Genomic DNA, 13536 nt, shown 5'->3' with positions numbered 1-13536 from the left:
GTGAATGAAAGAATTGCTGGATGAGCGAGGCGGCAGAATTCATCGACCGCACGTTGCGGCGGGAAGCCTCCTGGGCACGGGCGGAAGCGCAGAACGAGGCGGGCGACGGATTGCGCTACTACGGTGCGTCGGTCGGTGCGGTCCGGGGTACGGTCCGGGACGCCGGGCGGAAGTTCCGGCTGCTCTCGCACGACGAGGTGACCGCCCTCAGCTCCGAACTGTGGGCCCGGCCGGTCTTCGAGCGGCGCCTGGCCGCCGTGGTGCTGCTGCAGTCGAACCAACGCCTCTTGCGAAGCTCGGACCTCACCCGGCTGGAAGGCTTCCTGCGCGACGCGCGCCTGGCGGCCTTGGCGGACCCGCTCGCCATTGACGTCGTCGGTCCCTTGATCCAGGGGCTGACCGGCCGGTCCCGCATGCGTGCGGAAGCAATCCTCGATCGGTGGGCGGAAGACGAGGACCCGTGGCTGCGCCGGGCCGCCTGCGCTCTTCGCGCGCTGCGGGCACAAAAAAGCCCCGGAAGTCCGGGGCTTTCTCTGTGCGCAGGAAGGGACTCGAACCCTCACCCTCAATAAGAGGACTAGCACCTCAAGCTAGCGCGTCTACCATTCCGCCACCCGCGCAGGTGGACTTTCGCCGGTTCTCCAGAGGCCCTCAGGCGCACCGATTCCGTCGAAAGCAGCGAGAAAAACTCTAACATGTTTTGCCCGAACTGTTGAATCGGGCCCTCCGTGCGCCCGACGGAGCCGGCACCGGGGCCCGACTCCGGCTGTACCAACTGCGGCGCCACCTGCGGCGCCTCCTGCGGACAGCTGCTGCCCTCGACTGCTCCCGCTCGTTAGGCTGGGGACAGACATCGATTCCGAGGAGCCTTCATGACTGTACCGAGCCCGCACGAAGAAGTGGCCCAGATCTGCCAGGAACTGATCCGGATCGACACCTCCAACTACGGCGGCAACGAGGGGCCGGGGGAGCGGCAGGCCGCCGAGTACGCCGCCGGACTGCTGGAAGAAGCCGGACTGGCCACCGACGTGTTCGAGTCCGCGCCCGGCCGGACGTCGGTGGTCACGAGGATGGCCGGCACGGACCCCTCGGCGCCGGCGCTGGTCGTGCACGGCCACCTGGACGTGGTGCCGGCGCAAGCCGATGACTGGCAGGTGGACCCGTTCAGCGGCGAGGAGCGGGACGGCCTCATCTGGGGCCGGGGCGCCGTGGACATGAAGGACATGGACGCGATGATCCTCTCGGTGGCGCGGCACATGGCACGCAGCGGCACCCGCCCGCGCCGGGACATCGTCTTCGCGTTCTTCGCCGACGAAGAGGCCGGCGGCACCTACGGGGCGCGCTGGGCGGTAGAGAACCGTCCCGAGCTTTTCGACGGCGCCACCGAGGCCATCTCGGAGGTGGGCGGCTTCTCGGCCACCATTGGCGGCCGCCGCGCGTACCTGCTCCAGACCGCGGAGAAGGGGATCGCGTGGCTGCGGCTGGCAGTCGCAGGCCGGGCCGGGCACGGTTCCCAGATCAACACGGACAACGCGGTAACCACGCTGGCGGCCGCGGTGGCCCGGATCGGGGCCCACCAGTGGCCGATCGAGCTGACGGACACCACCCGCCGGTTCCTCGACGGGGTGACCGAGCTGACCGGCGTCGAATTCGACCCGGACAACCCGGACATCCTGCTCAAGGAACTGGGCACCCTGGCCCGCTTTGTCGGCGCCACCCTGCAGAACACGTCCAACCCCACGGTGTTGAAGGCCGGCTACAAGGAAAACGTGATCCCCGGGCTGGCCGAGGCGCGGATTGACGCCCGGACACTGCCCGGGCAGGAAGAGCTCGTGCTGGCCACCATCCGCGAACTGGCGGGCCCCGACGTGCAGGTCAGCTACGTGCACCAGGACAGGTCGCTGGAGGTGCCGTTCGCCGGGAACCTGGTGGACGCCATGATCGATTCGCTGGCGCACGAGGATCCGGACGCCGTGGTGCTCCCGTACACGCTCTCCGGCGGCACGGACAACAAGGCGCTGGCCCGGCTGGGCATCACCGGCTACGGCTTCGCTCCGCTGCGGTTGCCCGATGACCTGAACTTCACCGGTATGTTCCACGGCGTGGACGAACGGGTGCCGGTGGACTCGCTGAAGTTCGGCACCCGCGTCCTGCAGCGCCTGCTCACCACCTACTGACCACTTGGAACGACGACGAAAGGACCACCGGCATGCCCGCCAGTGTTGAAGAACTGCTCCCGGACGACCTGCTTGAGACCATCAGGGGCCGGGCCGCAGGTTACGACGAAGCGAACAGCTTCTTCCACGAAGACTTCGCCGACCTCGTCGAGGCGGGCTACCTGAAAATGTTCGTCCCGGAGGAAGACGGCGGCCTGGGCTACACGCTGGAGGAGGCAACCCGGGCACAGATGCGGCTGGCCACCGCGGCACCCGCCACGGCGCTGGCCGTCAACATGCACCTGGTGTGGACCGGCGTCGCGCGGGTCCTCAAGGCCCGTGGCGACGACAGCATGGACTACGTCCTGGCCGAGGCCGGCCGCGGCGAAGTCTTCGGGTTCGGGGTCTCCGAGGCCGGAAACGACCAGGTCCTCTTCGATTCGCGCACCGTCGCCGCACCCCGCGGGGACGGCGGGTACGGGTTCACCGGCACGAAAGTGTTCACCAGCCTCTCGCCCGCCTGGACGCGGCTCGGTGTCTTCGGCCGCGACGATTCCGGCACCGAACCGCAGCTGGTGTGGGGGTTCATCGACCGGGACAAGCCCGGCTACCGGATCAAGGACGACTGGAACACGCTGGGCATGCGCGCCAGCCAGTCCAACACCACGGTGCTGGAAGGCGCGGTCGCCGCGCCGGAGCGGATCTTCCGGAAACTGCCGGTGGGACCCAACCCGGATCCGTTGATCTTCGGCATCTTCGCGTGCTTCGAAATCCTGCTCTCGTCCGTCTATGCGGGGATCGGCACCCGGGCTTTGGACCTCGCGGTGGAAGCCGTGCACCGCCGTCGTTCGCTGAAAACGGGCAAGAGCTACGCGCAGGATCCGGACATCCGCTGGCGGGTGGCCGACGCCGCCCTGGCCATGGACGGGCTGTACCCGCAGCTGGCGTCCATTGCCCGCGACGTGGATACGCTGGCCGACCACGGCAGGTTCTGGTTCGCCAAACTGTCCGGCATCAAGATCAGGGCCACCGAAACCGCCAAGGACGTGGTGGAGAAGGCCGTACGCGTCTCCGGCGGCGGCGGGTACTTCCGCGGCGGTGAACTGGAGCGGCTGTACCGCGACGTGCTGGCCGGGCTCTACCACCCCTCGGACGACGAGTCCGCGCACAGCACTGTTGCAACGGCCTGGCTGGGGCCGCTGGAAGACTGACGCGGGCCGCGCACCGCCTGCCGGGGGTCAGGCGGTGCGTTCGACCTTCAGCACCCTGCGGCGGAGCCAGTACTTGCGGCCGCCGCCCAGGTACAGCCGGGTCCGGACCAGATCCCACTTGCCGTACTCGGCGTGCTCGGTCAGCGCGCGGCGGGCCTCGCCGACGGATTCGTCTTTGTTCACGGTCAGGACCAGGTATTCGTACTGCCGGGCGTAGTCGCGTTCGCGGGTGACGGCGGCACCCAGAAATTGTTCTCTCATTGCCCTCCTGTTCTCTTCACTTATTCTCCACAATGCGGCTAACGTCTACAGCATGAGCATTGATCCGCGCGTCGCACTCGAGTCACTGGTTTCCGCCCTGCAAGAGCACCTGGCCGCCGCTTCCAGCCGCCGGGGTGATGACGATCCTGCCGTGGAAGCGGCCTTCTCGTCCATTATGGAATCGTTCGAAACCTACGAGGACGCGCTCTACGATGCTTACGGCGAAGTGACCCCGCTGGTCATTTACGACGAGTCGGACGACGAGGGCATGGACGAACCCGACGACGTGGTGGACCCCTTCGACGACGATCTGGAGATCGAAGAAAAGTAGCACGCCCCCGAGGCCGCCCGGACCCGATCAAGCGTTGACGGGCCGGCGCCGCCGCGCCCGGGACGGAACGTTACGGCGTGGAAATCTCGTCCAGCGCCTGGCCAATCGCGGCGGGCAGGGCGTCCAAGGGCGCCTTCAAGATTTCTGCCAGCTGGGCGGGCGTGCGGGGACCCACCACGGCCGTGCCGACGGCGGGCCGCTGCAGCACCCAGCTCAACGCCAGGTCCAGCGGCCGGACGTCCAGGCCGCGCGCCGCCGTGGCCAGCGCATCCACAATCCGGGCCGGCCGGCCGCTTAGGTACGGTTCCACGTACCCGGCGCGCTGCTCGGAGGCGGCCCGGGAATCGGCCGGAATGCCGGTGCGGTACTTGCCGGTCAGGACGCCGCGTCCCAGCGGCGACCAGGCCATCAGGCCCGGCCCGAGGGCCCGCGCCGCCGGAATGACCTCGTGTTCGGCCCGGCGGTGCAGCAGCGAATATTCGTTCTGCACCGCGACCAGCGGAACCGGGCTGATCGAGGCAGCCCGGGCCAGCTGCCAGCCGGAGTAATTGGAGACTCCCACATAGCGGGCGCGGCCCGACGAGACCGCGTGCTCGAGGGCGGACAGGGTCTCTTCCAGCGGCGCGCCGCCGTCGTCCCAGAGATGGACCAGCCACAGGTCCAGGTAGTCCGTGCCCAGCCGGGCCAGGCTGGCGTCCAGGCTGCGCAACATGGCGCCGCGGGACGTGTCCACCTCGCGCCGGCCCTCGCTGCGCGTCACGCCCGCCTTGGAGACCACCAGCACCTCCTGCCGGGGAACCAGTTCGCCCAGGAACGCCCCGAGCATGGCCTCGCTGCGGCCTTCGGCGTACGGCGCGGCGGTGTCCAGGAGCGTGCCGCCGGCGTCCAGGTAGGCGCGCAGCATGGTGCCCGCGGCCTCCTCGTCCGTTTCCTCTCCCCACGTCATCGTTCCCAGCGACAGCTGCGGGACCTTCAACCCGCTGTGACCCAAGCGATTGTGCTCCATAAAGCCAGCTTATGGCCTGCGCTGCCGCGCCCTTGGCAGCGGCCCGCCGACGCAGGCGCGTGCCTCGTCCTCCCGCACGGGCAGCCCATCCGCCCCGGCCCCGCGCCGGGTGCCCGGCGTCGTGCCGTGGGCGGATCTTCGCCGCCGCGGCTGTGTCCGTTTCCGTTCCGCGGGCCTTGGTGCCATAAGGTCGAGGATGTGAATTGGCTAGAAGCAATCATCCTGGGGCTCGTGCAGGGCCTGACCGAGTTCCTCCCGATCTCATCCAGCGCGCACCTGCGCATCATCGGAGAGGTTCTGCCCGGTGCCGCCGATCCCGGGGCCGCCTTCACCGCCATCACCCAGCTGGGCACGGAAACCGCCGTCGTCGTCTATTTCTGGCGCGATATCGTCAACATCATCAAGGCCTGGTTCGGCTCGCTCACCGGCAAGGTGCCGCGGAACGACCCGGACGCCCGGATGGGCTGGCTGGTCATCATCGGCTCGATCCCCATCGGTGTGCTCGGGCTGCTGTTCCAGGACCAGATCGAATCCACCTTCCGCAGCCTGTGGATCGTGGCCACCATGCTGATTGTCTTCGGCGTGTTCCTGGCCATCGCCGACTCCATCGGCCGCCAGATGCGCACGCTGGACAAGCTCACCTACAAGCACGGCATCCTGTACGGGCTGGCCCAGGCGCTGGCCCTGGTCCCGGGCGTCTCCCGCTCTGGCGGCACCATCACGGCCGGCCTGTTGATGGGCTACACCCGCGAGGCCGCCGCCCGGTATTCGTTCCTGCTGGCGATTCCGGCGGTCTTCGCCTCGGGCCTGTACCAGCTGGCCAAGAGCTTCGGTGAACCCGGGCCGTACGGGCTGGGGGAGACGGCGCTGGCCACGGTGGTGGCCTTCGGCGTCGGCTTCGTGATCATCGGGTGGTTCCTGAAGTATGTGTCCACCCGCAGCTACCGGCTTTTCGTCTGGTACCGGATCGCCCTGGGCGCGCTGTTGTTCGTGCTGCTGGGCGCCGGAGTCATCAACGCCTGACCCGCGGGAATTTATCCGGCTCCTGCATTCTTGAATGTTAGGAGCGTCATTTACGACGGCGGCCCCGCCCGCCATCCGCGTCCGTTCACCTCATCGGAAGGAAACCCAAGAGTGCTTGGTTGGAATGCCCGTGCCGTACCCGAAATTCCGGGCGGCAAAGACGAACTGACCATCCACGACACCTCCGTGGGGTCGCTGGTACGGCTTGAGCCGTCCTCGACGGGAAGCCTGTACGTTTGCGGCATCACCCCGTACGACGCCACGCACATGGGCCATGCCGCCACCTACGTGGCCTTCGACCTGCTCAACCGCTATTGGCGCGACGCCGGGCGCACCGTCAACTATGTGCAGAATGTCACGGACATCGACGATCCGCTGCTGGAACGCGCCGCGGCCACCGGCATGGACTGGCAGCTGCTGGCGAAGGACCAGACCGAGCTGTTCCGCACGGACATGGAAGAACTCAACGTCATCCCGCCCGGCGAGTACATCGGAGCGGTGGAATCGATCGAGTGGATCGTTCCGGTGGTGGAGGACCTGCTGGCCCGCGGCCTCGCGTACCGCGTACCGGGCACCGGCGGCGAGCCCGACGGCGACGTGTACTTCGATTCCGTTGCCGCAGCGGGACCGGGCTGGCACAACGGCGCCACCTCCAGGCTGACCGAAGATCAAATGCTGCCGCTCTTTGCCGAGCGCGGCGGCGATCCGGAGCGCCCGGGCAAAAAACACCCGCTGGACGCACTGTTGTGGCGCGTCGCCCGAGACGGCGAACCCGAGTGGCCGGGCGCCTCGCTCGGCCCCGGCCGCCCCGGCTGGCACATCGAGTGTTCGGTAATCGCGCGCAAATTCCTGCCGGAAACCTTCGACGTCCAGGCCGGCGGCTCGGACCTGAGCTTCCCGCATCACGAAATGAGCGCAGGGCACGCCTACGCGATGACCGGCAAGCCGCTGGCCAAGCACTTCATGCACGCCGGCATGGTCGGCCTCGACGGCGAAAAGATGAGCAAGTCCAAGGGCAACCTCGTGCTGGTCTCGGCCCTGCGCGAAGAAGGCGTGGAGCCGGCTGCGATCCGCACCGTGCTGCTGGGCCAGCACTACCGCAGCGACTGGTTCTGGACCGGGGATCTGCTCCGCCAGGCGCAGGCGCGGCTTTCTGCGTGGCGCGGCGCGGCCCCCTATGTGCAGGCCGAACAGGTACCCGAGCTGGCACAGCAAATCCGCCAGGCGCTCTCGAACGACCTCAACGCACCCGCGGCCCTGGCCGAAATCGACGGCTTCGCCGAGCACTCCCGGCAGCAGGCCGGAGGGCAGGCCGGTGACGGCGCCGGGCAGTTCGCGGCGCTGCTCGACGCGCTGCTGGGCATCCGGCTCTAAGCCAAGAGTTAGGGCCGGAGGCGGGAACCACTAAGCCGCGCATCGCCGAGCGAGGAACGAGCGGGAAGGGCGGGGCGGGCAGGGACCCGGCGTGGCGACGAAGTCGACACGACAGGGCCCGCCCCAACCGGCTAAGCGGCGTGTGGTTCCCGTGGAGGCCCCTACTCTTTACCGCGCTTTTTGAGGTAGCGCTCGAATTCGCGGGCGATGGATTCCCCGGTTGCCTCCGGCAGCTCGGCCGTGTCCTTGGCCTCCTCCAGCTGCCGCACGTAGGCGGCGACTTCCGGATCCTCGGTGGCAAGTTCGTCCACGCCGCGCTCCCACGCTTCGGCTTCTTCGCTCAGGACGGACACTTCCAGCGGGACCTGCAGGATGTCCTCCAGCCGGTGCAGCAAAGCAAGCTCGGCCTTGGGGGAGGGCGACTGTCCCACGTAGTGCGGCACCGCGGCCCAGACGGACATCGTGGGAATGCCGGCCAGCGAGGCGACATCGGACAACACTCCGACGATTCCGGTGGGGCCTTCGTACTGGCTGGACTCGGTATTCAGGGCGCGGCGGACGTCGTCGTCGTCGCTGGTGACCGTGACGGGAATGGGACGCGTGTGCGGCACGTCGGCCAAGAGGGCGCCTACCAGGATGATGCAGTCCACGCCCAGCTCTTCGGCGTGGGCCAACAGTTCCGCGGTGTACGCCCGCCAGCGGTAGGACGGCTCCACCCCGTGTACAAAGATAATGTCCAGCCGGCTGCCCGGGATGCTGCTGCGCGTCAGTTTCGTCGTCGGCCATTTGATCCGGCGTTCCCCGGAGGCGGTGCGGTGCACCACCGGCCGGGTGAACTGGAAGTCGTAATAAAGATCCGGGTCCACCGTGGCCACCTTGTGGCTGTCCCAGAGCCGGCTCAGGTACTTGACGGCGTCCGTGGCGGCTTCGCCGGCATCGTTCCAGCCTTCGAATGCAGCCAGCATCACGGTATAACGCCGCGGTGTCTCGCCGGGCTTCGTCTGCGGGAACAGCAAGTGCAAACCGCGCTGCTCGCCGTCGCCTTCCGTGGGCAGGTCGCCACTGTCCTGAGTACTCACGGTTTCACCCTAATCCTCCCGGCACGGCTTGTCAGTGAGCCGACATTCGATTCGCGCCCAGCATAGCCCCCGATTCCGGTGCCGTAGCCCCGTGCCGGAGCCCGTGATGGGGCCGATGCCGGGGCCGGGCAGGAAGGGCCCGTAGACTGGATGCATGCCCGAAATTTCCCCTTCCCCCGCTGCGTCCAGCCATCCGTCGTCCGGCCTGCAGGCCGTTTTCTGGGACATGGACGGAACGCTCGTCGACACCGAGCCGTACTGGATCGAAGCCGAAACCGAATTGGTTGCTTCGTTCGGCGGGGTGTGGGACGACGAACTGGGCAAAAAGCTGGTGGGCAATGCGCTGGAGACATCCGCCGCCGTGCTGCAGCAGGCCGGCGTCGAACTGGGCATCCGCGAGATTGTCGACCGGCTGATCGACGCCGTGACCGAACGCGTCCGCGGGCGCATCCCGTGGCGCCCCGGCGCACGGGAGTTGCTCGCGGAGCTGGCCGGGGCAGGCATTCCGTCGGTCCTGGTGACCATGAGCGAGACCAAGCTCGCCGCCGAAGTGGTCAGGGCGCTGCCCGAGGGCAGCTTCCGCCACGTCGTCACCGGTGACATGGTCACGCGCGGCAAGCCGGACCCGGAACCGTACCAGCAGGCCTTCGACTGGCTCAGCGGCCACCTGCCCGGCGCCGACAAGCAGTACGTCGTGGCGCTGGAAGACTCGGTTCCCGGGGTTGCCTCCGCCGAAGCCGCCGGCCTCGTGACCGTGGCCATCCCACACGTCGTGCCCGTTCCGCCGGTACCGGGGCGCCCGCACTGGGACAGCCTGGCCGGAAAGGGCCTGGCGGACGTGGAGGGCGTCCTGGTGGGCGCCGCCCAGGAAGCAGGAGTATGAGCACGCAAACCCCCCGGCCGGCCGAGGAAAAGGAACGCAGCGAAGGCATTCCCCTGGGCCGCATGTTCGGCGTCCCGGTGGTCCTGGCCTGGTCCTGGTTCGTGATCGCCGCCTTCATCGTGCTGATCTTCGGCCCCCAGGTGCAGCGCCTGATGCCGGAGATCGGCGTGGGAGCGTACGCCGTGGCGTTCGGTTACGCGCTGCTGCTGCTGTTCTCGGTGCTGGTGCACGAACTCGCCCACGCCCTGACCGCCCGGACCTTCCGGTGGCCGTCGGCCAAGATCGTGCTCAATCTCTGGGGCGGCCACACCCAGTTCGACAACTTCAACGCCACGCCGGGCAAGTCCCTGCTGGTGGCCTTGTCCGGGCCCGTGGCCAACTTCGCGCTGGCCGGCGCCGGCATGCTCGTCCTGCCGCTGTTCCGCGGCGAACCGATTCCGTTCCTGCTGACCGACATCTTCATCTGGGCCAACTTCCTGGTGGCCGTCTTCAATATCCTTCCGGGGCTCCCGTTGGACGGCGGGCGTCTGGTGGAGACCGCCGTCTGGAAGGCGACCGGCAGCCAGGAAAAGGGGACCGTGGCGGCGGGCTGGGCCGGCCGCGCCATCGTGGTGCTGCTGGTGATCGGCGTGATCGGCGTCCCGTTGCTGCGGGGCGGCACGCCGGACCTCCAGCTGGTGGTGCTCATGGTGCTGGTGTGCGGTTTCCTCTGGATGGGCGCCAGCTCGGCCATCTCGCACGCCCGGATGCGCTTGCGGCTGCCGTCCGTCAGCGCCGGGCAGCTCAAGCTTCCGGCCGCGTCGCTGCCCGCCACCGCCACGGTGGACCAGGTGCGGCAGCTGATCCAGGGGCACCCCGGGCTCTCCGTGGTGCTCACCGCCGCGACCGGCCAGCCCGAAGCAGTCGTGGACCCCACGGCGCTGGAGCAGGTGCCGCCGCCGGCCGCCCCCCGGACTCCCGCCGCGGCCGTCTCCCGGGCTCTGGCGCCGGGGGCCTACGTGCCGGAGGCGGCTGCCGGCCAGGAGCTGGTGCAGTACCTGGCCCGGCTGGCCGGCAGCGAGTACGCCGTGATCGACGGCGAGGGCCGCGTCACCGGGGTGCTCCAGCAAAGCACGGTGGTCCGCGCCATCACCGGCAAGGCCGGCAGGCTCTGATCCCGCCGGTCGGCGCCGGGAACCCGGCCGCCGGCCGGAATACAATCGACGAACCGGCCCGGCACACACCGCCGCGGCCGCACACACAACGACCGGAAGTGATCCCACGCATGAGCTCCACCACCAGCGCGCACGGCGCCGACCAGCGACGCGGGCCGTTCCGGCCCGGGGAACGGGTCCAGCTCACGGACGAAAAGGGCCGGATGAACACCATCACCCTGACGCCCGGTGGCGCGTTCCATACGCACAAGGGCTTCCTGCCGCATGACGAGGTGATCGGACGGCAAGAGGGCACGGTCGTGGCAAACACGGTGGGCCACCGGTACCAGGCCCTGCGCCCGCTGCTTTCGGACTTCGTGCTCTCCATGCCGCGCGGCGCCGCCGTGGTCTACCCCAAGGACGCCGCCCAGATCGTGACCATGGCGGACATCTTCCCGGGCGCCCGGGTGGTGGAGGCCGGGGTCGGTTCGGGTGCCCTGAGCATATCGCTGCTGCGCGCCGTGGGCGACGGCGGACGGCTGCACTCGTTCGAGCGGCGCGAGGAATTTGCCGACGTTGCCCGCGGCAACGTGGAAACGTTCTTCGGCGGACCGCACCCCGCCTGGCAGATCTCGCTGGGAGATTTCCAGGACGAAGTCGTCAAAGCCGAGGAACCCGGCAGCGTGGACCGGGTGGTGCTGGACATGCTGGCGCCGTGGGAGTGCCTGGACGCGGTGGCGACGGTGCTGGCGCCCGGCGGCGTCTGGATCAGCTACGTCGCGACCGTTACGCAATTGTCACGTACTGCCGAGGCGATCCGGGCCGACGGCCGGTTCACCGAGCCCGACGGCTGGGAGTCGATGGTCCGCGGCTGGCACCTGGAGGGCCTGGCCGTCCGGCCCGACCACCGCATGGTGGCGCACACCGGTTTCCTGCTCACGGCCCGCCGGCTGGCCGGCGGCGAGACGGGCCTGACGCCCAAGCGTCGTCCGTCCAAGACCGGCTTCGCCGCCGAGGACGTGCAGGCGTGGACCGGCGACGAGGACGATTGGAATGCCGAGGCACTGGGGGAGCGGACCGTGTCCGACCGCCGGCTGCGCCGCGCTGCCAAGGATGCCGCCTCCACCGTGCAGCGCGGAGCGTTCAAGGACATCAACCCCGAAACCGACTGAGGGCGGGACGCGGGCCGCTTCCGCGGGGGCATCGGAACAAGATGTCTCGGTTTGGCGTTTTCTTTCGTAGACAGGTGCAGCCGGCGCGGGGGCCGGTTAGTGTCTAGGGAAGGAACCGATCACGGAAGCAGGTCGCGGTGATGAACGACCAGAACCAGAACAACCAACCGGCACCGGCTGAACGGCAGGACGACCCGCGTGACGCGTTGACGGTCGCCCAGCGCCAGATCAACGTCCTGCGCGACAAACTCCGCCACCTGGACAAGCAGTTGGCCGCGGCCACCCAAAACAATTCCCGCCTCGTCTCCACGCTCGAGACCGCGAAGAGCGAGATTGTCCGGCTTAAGTCCGCCCTCGAACGCGACGGCGAAACCCCCTTCAGCTTCGCGACCATCACCCAGGTTAACAAGGCGCAACGGCCGCGGCCCGGCACGAGCAACGCTGCCGTGGTGCAGGAGAGCGTCGACATCGTGCAGTCCGGGCGCAAGCTGCGCGTCGCGGTCAGCCCCCTGGTAAAGATGGACCACCTCGCCCCCGGCCAGGAGGTCCTGCTCAACGAGTCGCTCACAGTGATCGCCGCGCTCGGCTTCGAGCGCTCCGGCGAACTGGTCACCATCAAGGAAATGCTCGACGGTGACCGCGTCCTGGTGGTCGGACGCGCCGACGAGGAACGGGTCGTCAAACTGTCCGGCGCCCTGCGGACCGAACGGCTCCGGGTCGGCGACGCCGTGTCCATCGACGCCCGCAGCGGTTACGCGCTGGAGAAGATTCCACGCAGCGAGGTGGAGAACCTCATCCTCGAGGAGGTGCCGGACATCTCCTACGAGGACATCGGCGGCCTGGGACCGCAGATCGACCAGATCCGCGACGCCGTCGAGCTTCCCTTCCTGCATCCCGACCTCTACCGCGAGCACGGCCTGAAGGCCCCCAAGGGCATCCTGCTCTATGGCCCTCCCGGCTGCGGCAAGACGCTGATCGCCAAGGCCGTGGCCAACTCGCTGGCCGCCAAGGCCATCGAGCGCAGCGGCACGGACACCCGCAGCTACTTCCTGAACATCAAGGGACCGGAACTGCTGGACAAGTACGTGGGCGAGACCGAGCGGCACATCCGGCTGATTTTCGCCCGGGCACGCGAGAAGGCATCCGACGGCAGCCCGGTGGTGGTCTTCTTCGACGAAATGGATTCGCTGTTCCGCACCCGCGGCACCGGCGTCTCGTCCGACGTCGAAACGACCATCGTGCCGCAGCTGCTGTCCGAGATCGACGGCGTCGAGAAGCTGGAGAACGTCATCGTCATCGGCGCCTCCAACCGCGAGGACATGATCGACCCGGCCATCCTGCGCCCCGGCCGGCTGGACGTGAAGATCAAGATCCACCGGCCGGACGCCGAGGCGGCCGCGGACATCTTCGCCAAGTACCTCACCACCAACCTCCCCATCCATGCCGAGGACCTCGCTGAGCACGGGCAGGACCGCAAGGCGACCATCGACGCGATGATCCAGCGCACGGTCGAGGAAATGTACTCCACCGACAAGTCGAACGAGTACCTGGAAGTCACCTACGCCAGCGGCGACACGGAAATGCTCTACTTCAAGGACTTCAATTCCGGCGCCGTCATCCAGAACGTGGTGGACCGGGCCAAGAAGAACGCCATCAAGGACCTGCTGACCAACCAGCAGAAGGGCCTGCGGATCGAGCATCTGCTCAGCGCCGTGGTGGACGAATTCCGCGAGCACGAGGACCTCCCCAACACCACCAATCCGGACGACTGGGCCCGGATTTCCGGCAAGAAGGGCGAACGGATCACCTACATCCGCACGATCGTGCAGGGCAAGGCCGGGCAGGAGGCCGGCAAGGCCATCGAAACGATGTCCAACACCGGGCAGTACCTGTGAGCGTCTATCGCG

Annotated in this window: 13 protein-coding genes and 1 tRNA gene; 10 read left to right on the top strand and 4 right to left on the bottom strand. The window is 68.3% G+C overall.

Features of this window, described 5'->3' with window-relative positions; genetic code table 11:
• Window positions 1–20: 20 nt before the first annotated feature.
• Window positions 21–572, top strand: coding sequence for a DNA alkylation repair protein (locus AC5RW2_RS21115; protein WP_494074500.1), 552 nt, complete (start codon window positions 21–23; stop codon window positions 570–572).
• On the opposite strand, the gene AC5RW2_RS21110 is transcribed toward AC5RW2_RS21115, so the two are convergent.
• A tRNA-Leu gene (locus tag AC5RW2_RS21110) sits at window positions 537–620 on the bottom strand. The genes AC5RW2_RS21115 and AC5RW2_RS21110 overlap by 36 nt on opposite strands.
• 252 nt (window positions 621–872) lie before the next feature.
• Between AC5RW2_RS21110 and AC5RW2_RS21105 the strand changes: the two genes are divergently transcribed.
• The gene (locus tag AC5RW2_RS21105; protein ID WP_494074499.1) at window positions 873–2177 is read left to right on the top strand and encodes a M20/M25/M40 family metallo-hydrolase; all 1305 of its coding nucleotides are present in this window, start codon (window positions 873–875) and stop codon (window positions 2175–2177) included.
• 32 nt (window positions 2178–2209) lie between these two features.
• Window positions 2210–3367 (top strand): acyl-CoA dehydrogenase family protein, encoded by a 1158-nt coding sequence (locus AC5RW2_RS21100; RefSeq protein WP_494074498.1) that lies wholly within the window; start codon window positions 2210–2212, stop codon window positions 3365–3367.
• Window positions 3368–3394: 27 nt separating this feature from the next.
• On the opposite strand, the gene AC5RW2_RS21095 is transcribed toward AC5RW2_RS21100, so the two are convergent.
• A complete protein-coding gene (locus AC5RW2_RS21095) occupies window positions 3395–3628 on the bottom strand; it encodes a DUF5703 family protein (RefSeq protein WP_493999711.1) in 234 nt (77 codons plus the stop codon).
• Between the two features lie 52 nt (window positions 3629–3680).
• On the opposite strand from AC5RW2_RS21095, the gene AC5RW2_RS21090 reads away from it, so the two are divergent.
• The gene (locus tag AC5RW2_RS21090) at window positions 3681–3959 is read left to right on the top strand and encodes a hypothetical protein (protein ID WP_493978463.1); all 279 of its coding nucleotides are present in this window, start codon (window positions 3681–3683) and stop codon (window positions 3957–3959) included.
• 70 nt (window positions 3960–4029) lie between these two features.
• Here the strand turns inward: AC5RW2_RS21090 and AC5RW2_RS21085 are convergent, their stop codons facing one another.
• Window positions 4030–4965: an aldo/keto reductase gene (locus AC5RW2_RS21085; RefSeq protein ID WP_493999712.1), complete on the bottom strand. Its 936-nt coding sequence runs from the start codon at window positions 4963–4965 to the stop codon at window positions 4030–4032.
• Window positions 4966–5163: 198 nt separating this feature from the next.
• Here AC5RW2_RS21085 and AC5RW2_RS21080 point away from each other — a divergent pair, with 198 nt between their 5' ends.
• Both AC5RW2_RS21080 and mshC read left to right on the top strand, forming a co-directional pair.
• On the top strand, window positions 5164–5988 hold the full coding sequence (locus AC5RW2_RS21080; RefSeq protein WP_494074497.1) for an undecaprenyl-diphosphate phosphatase: 825 nt from the start codon (window positions 5164–5166) through the stop codon (window positions 5986–5988).
• Window positions 5989–6099: 111 nt separating this feature from the next.
• Window positions 6100–7362: a cysteine--1-D-myo-inosityl 2-amino-2-deoxy-alpha-D-glucopyranoside ligase gene (gene mshC / locus AC5RW2_RS21075; RefSeq protein WP_494023083.1), complete on the top strand. Its 1263-nt coding sequence runs from the start codon at window positions 6100–6102 to the stop codon at window positions 7360–7362.
• A gap of 161 nt (window positions 7363–7523) precedes the next feature.
• Here the strand turns inward: mshC and AC5RW2_RS21070 are convergent, their stop codons facing one another.
• Window positions 7524–8384 carry a PAC2 family protein gene (locus AC5RW2_RS21070; RefSeq protein ID WP_494001254.1) on the bottom strand — a complete coding sequence of 287 codons (861 nt, stop codon included), beginning with the start codon at window positions 8382–8384 and terminating at the stop codon, window positions 7524–7526.
• A gap of 211 nt (window positions 8385–8595) precedes the next feature.
• Between AC5RW2_RS21070 and AC5RW2_RS21065 the strand changes: the two genes are divergently transcribed.
• The 4 genes from AC5RW2_RS21065 (at window position 8596) to arc (ending at window position 13524) form a co-directional block, all read left to right on the top strand.
• A complete protein-coding gene (locus AC5RW2_RS21065; protein ID WP_494074496.1) occupies window positions 8596–9324 on the top strand; it encodes an HAD family hydrolase in 729 nt (242 codons plus the stop codon).
• Window positions 9321–10478 (top strand): site-2 protease family protein, encoded by a 1158-nt coding sequence (locus tag AC5RW2_RS21060; protein ID WP_494074495.1) that lies wholly within the window; start codon window positions 9321–9323, stop codon window positions 10476–10478. The genes AC5RW2_RS21065 and AC5RW2_RS21060 overlap by 4 nt, the downstream gene beginning before the upstream one ends.
• 110 nt (window positions 10479–10588) lie before the next feature.
• Window positions 10589–11629, top strand: a complete 1041-nt coding sequence (locus AC5RW2_RS21055; RefSeq protein ID WP_494074494.1) for a tRNA (adenine-N1)-methyltransferase — start codon at window positions 10589–10591, stop codon at window positions 11627–11629.
• Window positions 11630–11835: 206 nt separating this feature from the next.
• Window positions 11836–13524 (top strand): proteasome ATPase, encoded by a 1689-nt coding sequence (gene arc / locus AC5RW2_RS21050; protein ID WP_493978557.1) that lies wholly within the window; start codon window positions 11836–11838, stop codon window positions 13522–13524.
• Window positions 13525–13536: the final 12 nt, after the last annotated feature.

The organism is Arthrobacter sp. B0316-1-20 (assembly GCF_059091865.1).
This window is presented reverse-complemented; position numbering and strand designations above follow the sequence as displayed.